The organism is Paraburkholderia sp. (assembly GCF_034668105.1).
Classification (GTDB): Bacteria; Pseudomonadota; Gammaproteobacteria; order Burkholderiales; family Burkholderiaceae; genus Paraburkholderia.
Genome location: NZ_JAXDPY010000389.1, coordinates 1 through 13,644 on the forward strand (window position 1 = coordinate 1; position 13,644 = coordinate 13,644).

At 64.0% G+C, this 13,644-nt stretch carries 13 protein-coding genes and 1 pseudogene; 2 read left to right on the plus strand and 12 right to left on the minus strand.

What is annotated here, in order from left to right; genetic code table 11:
- Positions 1-167 precede the first annotated feature (167 nt).
- The 4 genes and pseudogenes from QOC89_RS17355 to QOC89_RS17370 all read right to left on the minus strand — a co-directional run.
- The gene (locus tag QOC89_RS17355; RefSeq protein WP_323046142.1) at positions 168-767 is read right to left on the minus strand and encodes a 2'-5' RNA ligase family protein; all 600 of its coding nucleotides are present in this window, start codon (positions 765-767) and stop codon (positions 168-170) included.
- Between the two features lie 444 nt (positions 768-1,211).
- A complete protein-coding gene (locus QOC89_RS17360; protein ID WP_323046143.1) occupies positions 1,212-1,346 on the minus strand; it encodes a hypothetical protein in 135 nt (44 codons plus the stop codon).
- Complete coding sequence (locus QOC89_RS17365; protein WP_323046144.1) at positions 1,343-1,786, minus strand: acyl-CoA dehydrogenase; 444 nt, start codon at positions 1,784-1,786, stop codon at positions 1,343-1,345. The genes QOC89_RS17360 and QOC89_RS17365 overlap by 4 nt, the downstream gene beginning before the upstream one ends.
- Before the next feature lie 34 nt (positions 1,787-1,820).
- Positions 1,821-2,189: pseudogene (locus QOC89_RS17370) on the minus strand (electron transfer flavoprotein subunit alpha/FixB family protein); the annotation flags it as partial.
- Positions 2,190-2,421: 232 nt separating this feature from the next.
- Here QOC89_RS17370 and QOC89_RS17375 point away from each other — a divergent pair.
- Positions 2,422-5,154, plus strand: a complete 2,733-nt coding sequence (locus QOC89_RS17375; protein WP_323046145.1) for a LuxR C-terminal-related transcriptional regulator — start codon at positions 2,422-2,424, stop codon at positions 5,152-5,154.
- Between the two features lie 31 nt (positions 5,155-5,185).
- Here the strand turns inward: QOC89_RS17375 and QOC89_RS17380 are convergent, their stop codons facing one another.
- The 7 genes from QOC89_RS17380 to QOC89_RS17410 all read right to left on the minus strand — a co-directional run bounded on the left by QOC89_RS17380 (position 5,186) and on the right by QOC89_RS17410 (position 11,495).
- Positions 5,186-6,673, minus strand: coding sequence for an MdtP family multidrug efflux transporter outer membrane subunit (locus QOC89_RS17380; RefSeq protein ID WP_323046146.1), 1,488 nt, complete (start codon positions 6,671-6,673; stop codon positions 5,186-5,188).
- The gene (locus tag QOC89_RS17385; RefSeq protein WP_323046147.1) at positions 6,670-8,823 is read right to left on the minus strand and encodes an FUSC family protein; all 2,154 of its coding nucleotides are present in this window, start codon (positions 8,821-8,823) and stop codon (positions 6,670-6,672) included. The genes QOC89_RS17380 and QOC89_RS17385 overlap by 4 nt, the downstream gene beginning before the upstream one ends.
- 7 nt (positions 8,824-8,830) lie before the next feature.
- A complete protein-coding gene (mdtN, locus tag QOC89_RS17390; protein ID WP_323046148.1) occupies positions 8,831-9,889 on the minus strand; it encodes a multidrug transporter subunit MdtN in 1,059 nt (352 codons plus the stop codon).
- Between the two features lie 19 nt (positions 9,890-9,908).
- A complete protein-coding gene (locus tag QOC89_RS17395) occupies positions 9,909-10,193 on the minus strand; it encodes a YtcA family lipoprotein (protein WP_323046149.1) in 285 nt (94 codons plus the stop codon).
- A 198-nt stretch (positions 10,194-10,391) separates the two neighbouring features.
- Complete coding sequence (locus QOC89_RS17400) at positions 10,392-10,757, minus strand: response regulator (RefSeq protein WP_323046150.1); 366 nt, start codon at positions 10,755-10,757, stop codon at positions 10,392-10,394.
- Positions 10,758-10,802: 45 nt separating this feature from the next.
- Complete coding sequence (locus QOC89_RS17405) at positions 10,803-11,006, minus strand: hypothetical protein (RefSeq protein WP_323046151.1); 204 nt, start codon at positions 11,004-11,006, stop codon at positions 10,803-10,805.
- A gap of 111 nt (positions 11,007-11,117) precedes the next feature.
- On the minus strand, positions 11,118-11,495 hold the full coding sequence (locus QOC89_RS17410; RefSeq protein ID WP_323046152.1) for a potassium channel family protein: 378 nt from the start codon (positions 11,493-11,495) through the stop codon (positions 11,118-11,120).
- Between the two features lie 312 nt (positions 11,496-11,807).
- On the opposite strand from QOC89_RS17410, the gene QOC89_RS17415 reads away from it, so the two are divergent.
- Positions 11,808-12,995: a sensor histidine kinase gene (locus tag QOC89_RS17415; RefSeq protein WP_323046153.1), complete on the plus strand. Its 1,188-nt coding sequence runs from the start codon at positions 11,808-11,810 to the stop codon at positions 12,993-12,995.
- On the opposite strand, the gene QOC89_RS17420 is transcribed toward QOC89_RS17415, so the two are convergent.
- Positions 12,976-13,617, minus strand: coding sequence for a response regulator transcription factor (locus QOC89_RS17420; RefSeq protein WP_323046154.1), 642 nt, complete (start codon positions 13,615-13,617; stop codon positions 12,976-12,978). The genes QOC89_RS17415 and QOC89_RS17420 overlap by 20 nt on opposite strands.
- Positions 13,618-13,644 lie beyond the last annotated feature (27 nt).

Consider the following 13,644-nt stretch of genomic DNA (forward strand, 5'->3'; position numbering starts at 1 on the left):
GTGGTGGCCGTTACGATCTCCACCGCGTTGTCAGGCTGCGGTGTGTTCTGCGGCGGCGCGGGTGGAAGCGGTGGTGGCTTTGCCGGCGGTTGCGCAACCGGCGTGCGGTTCTAGTCCGGCGTGCCTCAACGCATCAGTTTCGCGACGGCCCTCGTGAACCGGTATCTTCACCCCGCCGCCAACGGCCAGCGCGCCAGAACGACATGCCGGGTCCGCCCGAGCAGGCTGTGCACCAGGGCAAACTCGCGCACGTTCCAACTGACCGCTTCAACAGGACGTGGTGCGATCCAGGGCATGCCGTAAGCAAGGGTCACGTGCGGCGTGAACGGTGTATTGGCCAAGTCCGCGCGACCTCCGAATCCAGCGTTCTGCAATGCCGGCCCCAGCGCGTCATGAAGCGCGTGAAGTCCGGCGACACCCTCGCCTCCACCCAACACCAGGGGCCCCGGCCGCGGCTTCAGCGCAAAACTGCGAGCGCTGTCGAACTCGACGCTAAAAGGCTCCATCCGGATCGACGCGGCCGCGTTCATCGCCGCTTCCACCCGCGCAGGCGGCAAGCCGCCCGCGAAATTCCCGAGGTGTAGCAATGTGACGTGCAAACGGTTGGCCGCGAGAGGTTTGCTCTTCGAGCGCGTCTCCAAGCAAAGCTGCTGCGCCAGCTTCGAGATGCTCGCCGCCGTATGCGTATCTGGAAAGACGGCGAAGAACAGCCCGTCGGTCGGCACAGGTGGCGCCTCGAGTCCGGGCAGCCAGAGTTGCTCAGGCATGGCGCGCCTGAATGGGTGACGCAGACATTTCGAAGAATCTCCTCGCATCGACGTGGGCATGCCCACGCATCTGAAAATTTTCACGACTCGGTGGGGCGAGGCGAGATTTGGCCCACCCCCGTATCCCGCGCCCGTTCGGGCCCAATGAACTTGCACTCACTGGCCGTCCATGCACGATACTGTACATTCATACAGTATCGATGACAACGTGGAATCGCTCAAAACGCAGGAAGCACTGGCCCACGCAGCGAAATGCCCGCGAGGTTGAGCACCCCCGGCACACGAAAAAAAGGCGCCGCAGCGCCCTCTTCCATGCCGTCAAATCATCTCCGGCGCCGGCTCAACCGGGAACGAAACCGGGCACGAAACCGGCGCTGCAAAACGCGCCTGTCCGCGCTCATCGCGAGAGCCCCGCAGGGCAGCCGCAACCAAAACATCCGCCCGCTAAAACCGGTATCCCAGTTCAAGAAAGACGTTCACCGGGTCGGCCGTGATGCGCGTCTTGTTGGACAACACCGTCTGGCCGTTGGCAGCCCCGGCATTGACCGTCGCATTTGTCTTGAGAGACAGATAGGTCACCGACACAGTCGCGTACCAGTTGTTGCTGATGTTGTAAGACGCGCCCCCAACGATGCTGCCGCAACGAGCGCCGCGCGCCCCATCTGCCAGCCGCCGCATACGTAGCCGGTGAGCATCAGGTAGTCGACGGAACTGGCAAGCGCCGCGTCGGGCTGACTCGCCAATGCTTGCAGCATCCCGGCGGTGGCATCTTCAAGCGCCTGCACACCGGCCGCGAGCGCCCTGCCTATGGAGGCCACTCGCGTATCCGTGCTGCGTTCCAGCTCCAGCGCGGCCTCACGTATCTCCGCAACAAGTTCAGCCATCCCCGCGCCCTGGTCTGACGCGAGCTTGCGACCGGCAAGGTCAGCAGCCTGAATACCTGTGGTGCCCTCGTAGATCGGCGCGATCCGTGCGTCGCGCAGAAACCGGCAGGCGCCCGTCTCTTCGATGTAACCCATCCCGCCGTGCACCTGCACGCCCGTCGAGCAGCGCGAAGTTCTCGCCGGCCCCCATACCCCGGCCACCGGAGATCACGCGTTGCGCGGCCGTCAGCTCGGGGCGCTCGGAGCGGGTGAGCTGCTGGCTCACGAAGCGCGAGCCAGCCACTTCGGCGGCGCGCTCCAGCGCGTCGATCGCGGCGTTGCCCCCTTCCGCGGATGCCGCCACGAAGGCCGTCGTGCGAACGGTCACGACCTTGACAGGGTCGGCGCTTCGCACCGTCGCCAGCACATTGCCCGCGTAGATGGGACGCACGAACGTATCCGCCGATTCGACGGCAGCGATGTCGGAGATTTGCGCCACGTCGAGCAGCGCGGCCACGCGCGGCATCACGTGCTTCGCGGTGGTGGTGGCCGGTGCGACCTTCGAGGTGGTTGGGCGTATCATTTCGTGAGCGACGCACCGGTCATGGCCGGCCCCGGCGAGTGGTCCAGCGGGGTGCGTTTCACCGTTGTCCGGCTGACTGAACTTCGATCTCCTGGATGGAATCCATGGTGTCCCGGCGCGGCGCCATGCAACATCCCCCGTACAGGGGAGCGCGATTGCGTGGACGGGGGATCACAGCCAGGGTCAACCCGAATGCCCGGAGCAGCTGATGCATGTCATTGAAGCGATGCCGCAACAGAAGCCGCCTTTCCTTCTCACCACGAAGGTTTTTCCGCCACGGCTGCCTACCGGCCTGATCGATCGTCCCCGGCTGAATGGTCTTGCCGAGCAGGCCGAGAGCAAACGGCTCACCGTGATCAAGGCGCCCGCCGGCTTCGGCAAGACTTCGCTCGCGCTCACCTGGCTCGCGCGGCTGCGGGCGGGTGGCGCTCATCTGGCGTGGCTGTCTCTCGATACTGAGGATGACGAACCTGCGCGCTTTCTCCATCACGTGGCACAGTCGCTGCGGCATGCCTGCGGCAACGTCGGCGCTTCCGCGATCGGTTTGACGGCCGAGGCCTCGCTGGTTCCCGCGCATGCCGTCGTGTCGACCCTCATCAACGAACTGGTCGACGTCGACGAGGAGGTCTATCTCTTCCTCGACGACTATCACCTGATCAGCCTTCCGGCGATTCACGACGCCATGGCGTTTTTCGTTGCGAACGCACCTTCCCATGTGCACGCGGTGCTCTGCACCCGCACCGATCCTGCGCTGCCGCTCGCCCGGCTGCGAGCCCGCAACGAACTGCTGGAAATCGACGCAGCGGCGCTGCGCTTCAACTTCGACGAAACATGCTGCTTCGTCGAACACGAATGCCCCGGCAAACTGCGCGCTGCCGGCGTCAAATCGCTGTTCGCGGGCACCGAAGGCTGGGCCGCGGCGCTGCGCATTTCCACCTCGGTGCTCGCGCGCGAGCAGGCCAAACCGGGTTGGGAATTGACCGCGCCTTCCGGCGCTTCCCGGCCGTTCGCCGCTTATCTGGAAGACATGCTGAGGCGCTTGCCCGTCGAGATGGTCGAGTTCATGCTGCGCACGTCGATCCTCGACCGGCTGACGGCGCCGCTGTGCGAGGCGGTCACCGGCATCGAGACGAGCCAGAGCCTGCTCGAGGCAATCGCCGCACGCCAGTTGCTGCTCGAACCGATGGACGTGGAAGGACACTGGTTCCGGTATCACCACCTGATGGGCGAGTACCTGCGCCTGCGGCTGGAAACGCAGTATCGCGACGACGTGCCGGGCTTGCATCTGCGTGCCTGCCAGTGGTACGCCGGGCAGGAGCGGTGGACCGACGCCGTCAGGCACGCCATCGCCGCCGGCGCCACGGAAGACGCCGTCTCCTTGATGGGCCGTTGCGCGATGGCGCTCGTCACCAAAGGCGACCTGCTGACGCTGCTAGGCTGGCAACGCCAGTTCCCGGCCCACCTGATGCGGGCGCAAGTGACGGTGACGCTGGCGATCGCGTGGGGAATGGCGCTGGCAATGCGCTTTCACGACGCGCTCGCCATGCTGGATTCAATCGAACGCGACACCTCCGCCACATCCGACACGAACGCCAACGCTGAAGCCATCCGTTGGGAATCCAAGGCGATCCGCTCGGTCGTGACAGCACTGCAGGACGATCCGCAACGCGCGCTCGTGCTGGCCCAGGCCTGCCTCGATCAGCCGTCGGCCGATATCTGGACCACCAACGTGGTCTCCAATGTCGTGCGCTTTGCGCACTGGAAAGCGGGCGACCTCCAGGCGCTGTATGCAACGCCCTGGATTCCCTATTCGATCGAGGAAGACAAGCGCAACGTGTTCTCGTCTGTTTACCGGCTATGTCTGCTGGGCCACGCGGAAATGCAGCAGATGCACTTCGCGCTGGCCGAGCGGTATTTCACGGAGTCGGCGCGGCTCGCCGAACATCATGCCGGCCCGCAGTCCGTGTGTGTCGCGCTGTGCGCGCCGATGATCGGACATATTCGCTACGAACAGGGCCGGCTGGACGAGGCCGAAGCACTGGTGATCGACTTGATGCCGGTTGTCGACGCCGCCGTGATGCTCGATAGCGTCTTGATCGCCTATCGTCTGCTCGTGCGGATCGCGATCGCGCGCGCGGACACCGCCCAGGCCCATACCCTGCTCGACCAGGCCCAGACCCTGGCTTATGCGCGCCGCTGGGACCGGCTGAGCGCCGCCGCGCTCGTCGAGCGCAGCCGCCTGTATCTGACGGAAGGAAGAATCACGGAGGCCGCCGCGTGTGTCGCGCAACTCGATCGGCTCGCCGGCTCCGTGGGCGCCCCCGCGCAGTCCGTCTCACCCGAGATCGACACCTACCGCGCACTGGCGGCGGCCTGTGTGGCAATGGCGCAAAATCGCGCGCGGGATGCCATCGCGTCGTTGAGCGCGGCGCTTGAGAGTGTCGAAAGCCGGCATGGCGATTACCTCGCGTTACGCCTGCGAACCGTGCTCGCGCTCGCCTGGCTGGGCGCGCAGGAACGCAGCCGGGCCATCGAGATCTTTCGTGACGTGCTGAGCGTTGCCGCAGCCGCGGGCATCTATCGGTCCATCCTCGATCAGGGACCGGAAATCGGTCCGTTGCTGCAAGCCGTCCGCGACGACACACGATCCACGGCGCAAACGAAGGACGCGAGCGCGTACATCGATCATCTGCTCGACGGCTGGCGCGCGCTGTACCAGCCCGCCAGCAAGCCCGAGCGCGAGTCGCTGAGCCCAAGGGAGCGCAACATCGTCGAGTTGATCGCCGAGGGGCAGTCGAACAAGGAAATCGCGCGCGCCCTCGGCATCACGCCTGAAACCGTCAAGTCTCATGTGAAGAGCATCTTCGTGAAACTGGCGGTCGACAAGCGCGCTCAGGCGGTGGCGCGCGCGCAGGCGTTGGGGCTCGTTGGGCAGCTATAGGCCGCGCGGGCCTGCTCGAAGCATGCGCCCCTCAGCGGGGTTTGAGTTCGACGGGCGAATCGGCGCGATAGCCGCCGCCCAACGCCTTCGCCAGCGCGATTTCCTCACTGAGCCGCTGTCCGTCGAGATTGACGAGCTCGACCTGCTCGGCAATCAGCGGCTCGCGCGCCTCCAGCGCCGTGACGCGGCTCGCGAGTCCGCGCTGGTACTGCGCCTCGGCGCTATCCCGCGCGAACGCCACGGCCTGCACCTTGCGCGTCTGCAGTTGCGTTTGCGCATCCAGGTCCTGCAGGCGGCTGCCGGTCGACGCGACATCGCGCACGGCATTGAGCACCGCCTGGTTGTACTGCTCGATCAGCAGATTGCTCGCCGTACGCGCGCCACCCAGATTCGCATTGAGGCGCCCGCCGTCGAAGATCGGCAGGGTCAGGCCGGGAATCAGATTGATCTGCTGGCTCGCGTGGGTGAACAGCTCGGCCAGATGCAGCGAGTCGAAACCGAAGAAGGCCTTGATGTCGAAGCTGGGATAGAACGCGGCCTTCGCGGCGTCGATCTGATCGAACGAAGATTCGACATACCAGCGCATCGCCTGCAGGTCCGGACGCCGCGCCAGCAATTCGTACGACAGGGTGGCCGGCAAGCTGGCCTGGGCGTGCGGCAACGGCACCGGTTCGATCTCCTTCAGACCGCCCGGCCCGGCACCGGTCAGCGCCCGCAACGACTCGCGAAACTGCTTGAGCTGCCCTTGTGCCGCGACGATCTGCCCTTGCACGGCCAGTTGCTGCGCCCGCGCTTCTTCGACCCGGGTTTGCGGCTCGAGGCCGCGTGCCGCGCGCGCCGTGTGCGTTTCCAGCGCGAACGCCGCGACCTGTTGGGACTGCTCCAGCAGATCGATGAGCTGATACGTGGTCTGGATGCCGTAATAAAGCTGCGCGACGTCGGTCGAGATTTCGAGTTCGGCCGCCGACGTTTCGGCGAGGCGCGCGTTGTGCACGCCCAGCGACGCCGCCACCTGCGCGCGTTGCTTGCCCCAGATATCGAGGTCGAGACTCGCGCCGAGCCCGACCACACCTTGCGTGTACCAGGGGCCGTCCAGTCCGGCCGCCGGCTCGTTCTGCGCGAACGGCCCCAGAAAGCCGTGCGCCGAGACATGCTCGCGATCGATCGAGCCCAACGCAACCACCTGAAGATTCGATCCGGCCTTCACCCGTTCGACATCCGATTTGGCCTGCGCCACCCGGGTGCGGGCGATCACGATGGTCGGTGCGTCCGCGAGCGCGCTCTCGATCAACGCATCGAGCTGCGGATCGCCATAGACGGTCCACCAGCGCGCGGACGGCCAGCCGTCGCGCGCCAGATGGATATCGTCGGCGAGACGGATCTGCTCTGGCTGAATCTGCGCGTACGGTGTGCCGTTTTCGTGGATCAGCGCGCATCCGGGCAGCACGAGCGACATCCACGCGACGCATGACAGGCATCGGCGCCATTGCCAGTTCCGCCGGCCCGAGCGCGCCTTCATGTGCGGATGGCCTGTGATGAGGGCGCCGCGACGGATGCCTCGACGCGCCAATCCGGTAAGCCCGCGAGCTGGCGCGATAGTTCGTCCGCTGCGGCGATGAGCGGCTGATCGACTGGTTGGATTGGTTGCGCTGGTTTGGTTGGTTGGGGTGCTTCCGTCGGTTGCGTCGATTCGGCGGCTTGCCCAATGATCCCGATGCGTCGCGGCGCGTGGGCGTCGGGTGGGTTGGCCGCAAGATCATCCGCGTACCGGTTGAGTTCGACGCACGCCTGTTGCTGGATCGAGCGCACTGCATCGATCACTTGCTGGCTGCCCGATCCCGCTTGCGCCAGCAGCGCATTGCGCAACGCATTGCCCGCCAGCATGATCTCGCGCCCCTGCGCGAGCACCGTTTGCGCACGCAGCGTCAGTTCCGCCTGCTCCCCTTCCTGCCAGTTGGGTTCGAGTGCGACACGCGCAAGCGTCGCCTCGCAATCGCCCAGCACGGCCCACGCCTGCAACTCGCGCTGGGCATAGGCCAACTCATCTTTCTGCGCGCCTGCCTGCGGTACGCGCAACTGTGCGGCAATCGCGCGCAACAGGCCGGCGAGCTTCTGCCGCAGCACGTCGCCCTCGCCCTCCCGCCAGAACGACATCTGCACGAAGGTCGCCACGCCTACGCCCAGCACGATGCCCACCATCCGGTCGCGGATTTCAGTGAGGTTCGTGGTGGGCCCGAACTGTTCGAGCACGGCGAGCGCGAAAGTGAACATCACCTGGATGCCGGCATAGGAGATCCGCTCCGAGCCGGCCGTTATCCACGCCCCGAGCGCGATCACCGGCAAGCTAATCAACAACAGGCTGACAATGTCGTCGATATGGGGAACGACGAACACGACCATGAACAGCGCCAGCGCGCTGCCGGTGGCCGCCCCGCAGACTCGCAGCAACGCACGCTGCGTCGAGGCGCCAAGGCTCGGCAGCGCGACGATCAGGCAAGTCAGCATGACCGTGTGGACGCCCTGCCAGTCGGCGGCGTTGTAAAACACGTAGCAGCCGAGAACAGCGAGCAGCGTCTTCAGCGCAAAGCGCGCGTACGCGGGATTCGTCCATGCGTCGGGCGCGACCATCGGCTCGCTCGCGGGCGGCGTGGCCGGCGCGGCGGCGCCGCTTGCGGCAAGATCGGCGTAGCCGCGCAGCGCGCGCTGCAACTCGGCAGCCGCGGGCGTCGTATCGGCGGCCGCGCGCTCGTCAGGTGTCGCGGTGCTCACATAGCGATAGGGTTCGCCGGTCATGACCGATTCGTCGAGCGCGCGGCAGTTCGCGAGCAATTCGCGCAACATCGCCCGCTGCGCGGCCGACGCGTCCCGCCAATTCAGCGGCAGTTCACTCGCACCGCGATAAAGACGCGACACCGTTGCGATGCAGGCAAGCTGCAACGCCTGGTGCTCGCGATAGCGGGCATCACGCATGGTGGCGAAGCGCAGCAGCTTCTGCAGCGTGAGCGCGCCTTGCTGGACGCTCGCCAGCGTGACCGGCGCGGCGCTCGGGGCGCCCTCGATCAGCTGTGCGAGACGCGTGTCCAGCGCCGCGAGTTGCCGGTGGATTTCCGCCTTGAGCTGCAATTGCGGCTCGACAGGCAAGAGCAGCGTATTGACCACGAGTGTCAGTGCGATCGGATAGTTGACGGTGATCCACACCCACAACACCGCGCGGATCAGCAGGTCGGCCTGATCGGTCTGGTCCACGAAACTCTGCACGTAGATCACGACGATGGCGACGATGAAGAACACCACGCCGATCTTGAGAACGCGCATCAGATACACGCTGACGAAGAACAGCACACTCGCGGTGACGATGCGCAGCAACGGATAGTCGAACGTAAGCTTCAGCACCAGGATCGACAGGCCAATGGCGAACGTCGAGCCGACGATGAACAGCACGCCGACCAGCCGCGTCACCACCACGTTCGACTGCGTGACATAGAACACCACCAGCAGCGATAGCGCGAGCGACGGCACCTCCAGCGCCATCGAAACGACGATCACGATGGCGCTCGTCAGCACGCAACGCAACATGACGTTGAGGCGCCCCGGAAAAGGCGCAAGCTCGCGGGCGAGGAAAGCGCCTGCGTCGCGCAGTGTGACGGGCAGGAAATCGGCGGCGCTCATGGGCTCCTCAATGACGCTCGCTGTCGTTGCCGCGTCCGGGTTCCAGCACGGCCACCGCCGAGGTGCCGAGCCGGAACAGTTCCGGATTCGGATTGTCGACCCGGATCTTCACCGGAAAGCGCTGCGATACATGGACCCAGTTGAGAGTGCGTTGAATGTTCGGCAAGCCGCCCGGCAATGCGAGGCCCGCTTGATCGGACGCGACGCCGTAACCGATCGAATCCACGCTGCCCCGGAAGCGCTGGCCCGTGTCGCTCATCAGGTAGACCGTGGCGGGCGTCCCCGCGCCAATGCCCTTGAGTTCCGTCTCGCGAAAGTTCGCGACCACGTACCAGTGGCGCGTGTCGATCAACGTGAAGACGGGTTTGAGTACCGACGCGAACTGGCCCGTCGATGTTTTCAACGACACGATGCGTCCATCGAACGGTGCGCGCACGGTTGCATACTCGAGGTTCAGTTCGGCGCTCGCGATCTCCGCCATGACAACGGCACGTTGCGCCACCAGCGCATCGACACCGCTCACCGCCGCTGCCGCCTGTTGCGCTTGCAGTTGCGCGGCGCTGAGTTCGGCCTGGGTGGAGCGTTGCGCGGTGCGCGCACGGTCGACCTCTTCCGCCGACACATAACCTTTTGCCAGCAACGGCTCCATGCGATGCAGCGTATCGGCCGCCTGGCTTGCCGCGGCACGCGCGCGATCGACCGCCGCGCGCACCGACTGCGCGTTGTATTGCTGCGCGTTGACGGTGCGCTGGGTCAATTCGATTTGCCGGTCGAGCGCGACGAGCGTCGCCTTGCCTCGCGTCAGTGCATCCTGATACGGACGCGGATCGATACGGAACAGCAGATCGCCCTGCTTCACCGCCTGGTTGTCGCGCACGGGCAGTTCGACGATACGGCCGTTGACCTCGGGCACGACGTCGATCGTATCCGCGTAGACGTAGGCGTCGTCGGTGCGCGGCGTACGGTCCACGAGCCGGATGACGAAAAGCAGCAACAACAATGTCACCACGACCAGCACGATGGCAGGCCATTTTCTACTTGATGTGCTGCTGGCCGTCGTCGCCATTCATCCACCTGAGAGCGATTCAATGTTGGAACAGCGTCAACCACGCAACGAGTGCGAGCAAAGTGACGAGAGTGGGATAGACCACGGCCGCGGGTCCCAGAAGATGATCGGCCCGCAAACGCTTGAGAATCAGATACACGACCACCGTGAGTACAACGCCCGCGACGATACAGAACAGCCAGTCCGGAAAGTACGCACCGAGCACGCCAATCGAGGGCGAACGCGAGCACCCCGAAATTGGAATCGCGGCAATCGCCGCCGTGCCGGTTGCGCGCTTCGAACCTGTGCGTCCGGCAACTGGCATGTGTCGTTTCAAAGTCGTCTCTGTGGTCGGAATCTTGGTCACATGTCTGCGCGCCAAAAATGTGACGCCAGCGTCACAATAACGCCGAAAAAGGCATTCCGCATTACATGAATATGCAATGCCGCCGCGCGAAACACCTCGGTAGAATCGAGCGATGGACCCGTTGCCGCACGGTGTCTGTCTCAACCCCTCAACCGTTCAGGCGATGCTATCCAGCAGGTCCAGTAAGGCGTCCCCGTCTACGGGCTTTCTGAAAAAACCCAATGCGCCTCTTTGCAGATAGTAGCTTTCGGTATGCTCACCCGGTTTGCCCGTGATAATGATGACAGGCGTGGCCGCGCCCGACTGAACTGTTCTTTCGAGCACCTGAATGCCGTCAATGGGCCGCATGCCCAAATCGGTGATCACGCAGATCAGACCCGAGTAGCCCTCGGAGAAAAAATCCAGTGCGGATTCGTAGACCCGGGTTTCGTACCCGCCAGAGGCCAGCAAGTTAGCAAGCGAAGCCAGAACGCGTCTGTCATCATCGATCACGGCAACGGTTCGAACCGCAGGCGTGGACATTTTTTTCTCCGACTCATCGAGTCCAGCAAAGAATGCGCGTGAGTGTCAGGCACCGAACGTGGTCGTCGCCGGTGTTTCGAGTTGCAGTTTGCCCGCCAGCCTGACCAGAGCGGCAAATGAATCCGCCTGCATTTTTCTCATGCCGTGGCCGCGATGCACCTGCACGGTGTATTGCAGATTCCATGGAACCCCTTTGTGATCAGGTCCTGTCGGATGCAGGGCTTCCAGGCCATAGCGAGCGGGTTGCACGGCCCAAAGTACCTGGTTCCTGATGCTAGTTGGCAGGGCGAAGGACGGCTATTACATGAAGCTGCAATCAGTCCGGCAAGGTACGACAGAGCACGCGCAAGGAGCACGCCGTCAATCCCGACCTCTATCGTGACCCGCCAGGTCCAGCCCGGCCCGATGCGCAGCCACCTGGATCGCATACACAGCGGTAGCCGTTATCACGCCCGTTATCAACACGCCGAGTAGTCCAAGCGAAACCGCGACGATCCGGCCGAGCGCGGTGGTGGGTATCACGTCGCCGTAACCGATGGTCAGCGCCGTGACCGCGCAAAAGTAGAAAGTCTGACCTGGCGACGAGGGCGTGCGCGTGGCGACGTCGACAGCCCCGCCGACGTAATACATGGCAACCGACAGAACCAGAAAAAGTATCAGCAGCACCGCCAGAATGGCGCGCAAGTGCCACAGGACCCGAGCAAACTCGGTCATGGCCTGGTGTGGCTGGATTCGCATGCGAACCGCCTCCCTGGCGCCGTTATCCATGTCATGACCCTCGCAGATGCTCCGGACGCTCTGTTTCCGAAGCCTGAATTCGATACCACCCGATTTATCCCGAGGCGAAAAAGCCCAAGTTACCCCTACGCATTGGCCGCTGCCATTACATATTCATGTAGTGCACAACAGGGCTCCCCCTTCTGGGGGAGGGAGAACCTCTCCCCTGTACGGGGGATGGAAGGTCGCGCCACGCGGGGAGACCATGCCTGTTATTCGAATTCGTGCGCCCGTTACAGATAGATGTCGGGCGAACCGCCATCGGCACAGGACATGGACACCCTTCCGGAAATCAGTCAGAGACGTGAGCATCGACGTGTACCGCTGCAGAGTCTCCTTCAGGCATTGCATCTCGGTTTGCGAAAAGTCTGGAGCACCCGCATCGCACGGGGCGAGTTGGACGAGCGTATCGCCAAAGAACTTCTGGCCGACGTGTCGCTGTATGTCCTCGACCACTTCGATCTCATTGCGCAGATCATTGCCCCGGCCTATCTGACTGAACACTATCGGCAGCCGCGCCGGGCGGGATTGGCGCTCGCCATCGAGGAAGACGCGCGCCGGTCCGAAAACGTGCGGCGCCATCTGGTCGCGCTCCTCGAGCAGTTACCGGCCGAGCCGGACCTGCTGTCAAGGCTCGAACTCGAACTCGACCACGCTCGCGAGCAACGCGCCACGGAAGCGGCCGGCGCGCAAGTGCTGACGTTCTTCGGCCTCGACGTCGATCTCGATGACGGTGCGCAACTGCCGGAGGCCTTGCGCGACGCGCAGGAGAGGCTGGCGCAGGCGTCGAAGCTCGCGGCCGTCGCCGAACTGTCCGCCTCTATTGCGCACGAACTCAACCAGCCGCTCCAGGCCATCGTCGCGCATGGGCGCGCATGCGTGCGATGGCTCTCCGCAACGCCGCCCAGGATCGACGAAGCCAGATACTCGGCGGAGCAGGTTCTGCGCGATGCGAATTCCGCGGCGGACGTGGTAAGCCGCATTCGGGCGCTGTTCAGGCACACCGCGCCCCAAAAGGTCGAACTCGACATCAACAAGCTGATTCTTCAGGTCTGCACGCTGATGGCCGACGACATCCAGCGCAACGCGGTTTCGCTCAAGACGACCCTGGGCGAAGACGTCTCGAAGATCAGCGCGGACCCGGTTCAGATTCAGCAGGTGATTGTGAACCTCGTGCGCAATGCAATCGAAGCCTTAGCGGCGACGGAGGAACGACCCAGGCTACTCGTGATCCGTTCGTATCGCGACGCCGACAACATCGTGGTCGACGTGGAAGATCACGGCACCGGACAGATGGACTTCGAGAAGATCTTCGAGCCGTTCTTCACCACGAAGGAAACAGGAATGGGGATGGGACTGGCAATCTGCCGGACCATCGTCGAAGCACATGAAGGCCGGATCTGGGCCGTGCGCAATGTGCCGCGAGGGGTCACTTTCAGCTTCAGCCTTCCGAGAACGTAGCCATAGGCAAGGTTTCGAGCTGCAGCTTGCTTGCCTGCCTGACAAGCGTAGCGAAAGAAGCTGCCTGCATTTTTCTCATGATATGGCCGCGATGGACCTGCACGGTGTATTCAGTGATCCCCAATACCGATGCCGCCTGCTTGTTGAGCAGGCCGCTCGCGAGTAACGGCAAAAGCTCCCGCTCGCGCGGCGTCAGCGATTCGTAGAGCGCCCGCAGCGCCGCCGTGTCTTCCGCCTCCTTGCGAAGAACGTGTGCTCTCGCAAGGGCTGCTTCGACCGCGCGCATCAGCGCGTCTTCGTCGACGGGCTTGGTGAGGAAGTCAACCGCCCCGCCCTTCATGGCAAGCACCGTGGATGGCACATCGCCCATGCCGGTAATGAAAATGACAGGAATGCGTGAGTCAGTGCCGACGAGCTTCTGGACTTCCAGTCCACTCATGCCGGGCATTCTCAAATCAAGGATCAGGCATGACACGACATCTTGACGCAATGTGTCCAGAAACTCTCTGCCGGAGTTGAATGCGTGGACGTTTCTTCCGTTTGCACGCAGCAGGACGGAGAGTGCTTCTCGCACTCGCCTGTCGTCGTCGACTACATAGACTATTTCGCTTGCGGATTCCATGGAACCCCTCTGTGGTCAGGCAAAACT

Coding starts and splice junctions, on each gene's coding strand:
- QOC89_RS17380 (WP_323046146.1), bottom strand. CDS start 6,673: ATGAAGGCGCGCTCGGGCCGGCGGAACTGGCAATGGCGCCGATGCCTG.
- QOC89_RS17365 (WP_323046144.1), bottom strand. CDS start 1,786: ATGGGTTACATCGAAGAGACGGGCGCCTGCCGGTTTCTGCGCGACGCA.
- QOC89_RS17375 (WP_323046145.1), top strand. CDS start 2,422: ATGCATGTCATTGAAGCGATGCCGCAACAGAAGCCGCCTTTCCTTCTC.
- mdtN (WP_323046148.1), bottom strand. CDS start 9,889: ATGGCGACGACGGCCAGCAGCACATCAAGTAGAAAATGGCCTGCCATC.
- QOC89_RS17415 (WP_323046153.1), top strand. CDS start 11,808: ATGGACACCCTTCCGGAAATCAGTCAGAGACGTGAGCATCGACGTGTA.
- QOC89_RS17400 (WP_323046150.1), bottom strand. CDS start 10,757: ATGTCCACGCCTGCGGTTCGAACCGTTGCCGTGATCGATGATGACAGA.
- QOC89_RS17355 (WP_323046142.1), bottom strand. CDS start 767: ATGCCTGAGCAACTCTGGCTGCCCGGACTCGAGGCGCCACCTGTGCCG.
- QOC89_RS17410 (WP_323046152.1), bottom strand. CDS start 11,495: ATGCGAATCCAGCCACACCAGGCCATGACCGAGTTTGCTCGGGTCCTG.
- QOC89_RS17395 (WP_323046149.1), bottom strand. CDS start 10,193: ATGCCAGTTGCCGGACGCACAGGTTCGAAGCGCGCAACCGGCACGGCG.
- QOC89_RS17420 (WP_323046154.1), bottom strand. CDS start 13,617: ATGGAATCCGCAAGCGAAATAGTCTATGTAGTCGACGACGACAGGCGA.
- QOC89_RS17385 (WP_323046147.1), bottom strand. CDS start 8,823: ATGAGCGCCGCCGATTTCCTGCCCGTCACACTGCGCGACGCAGGCGCT.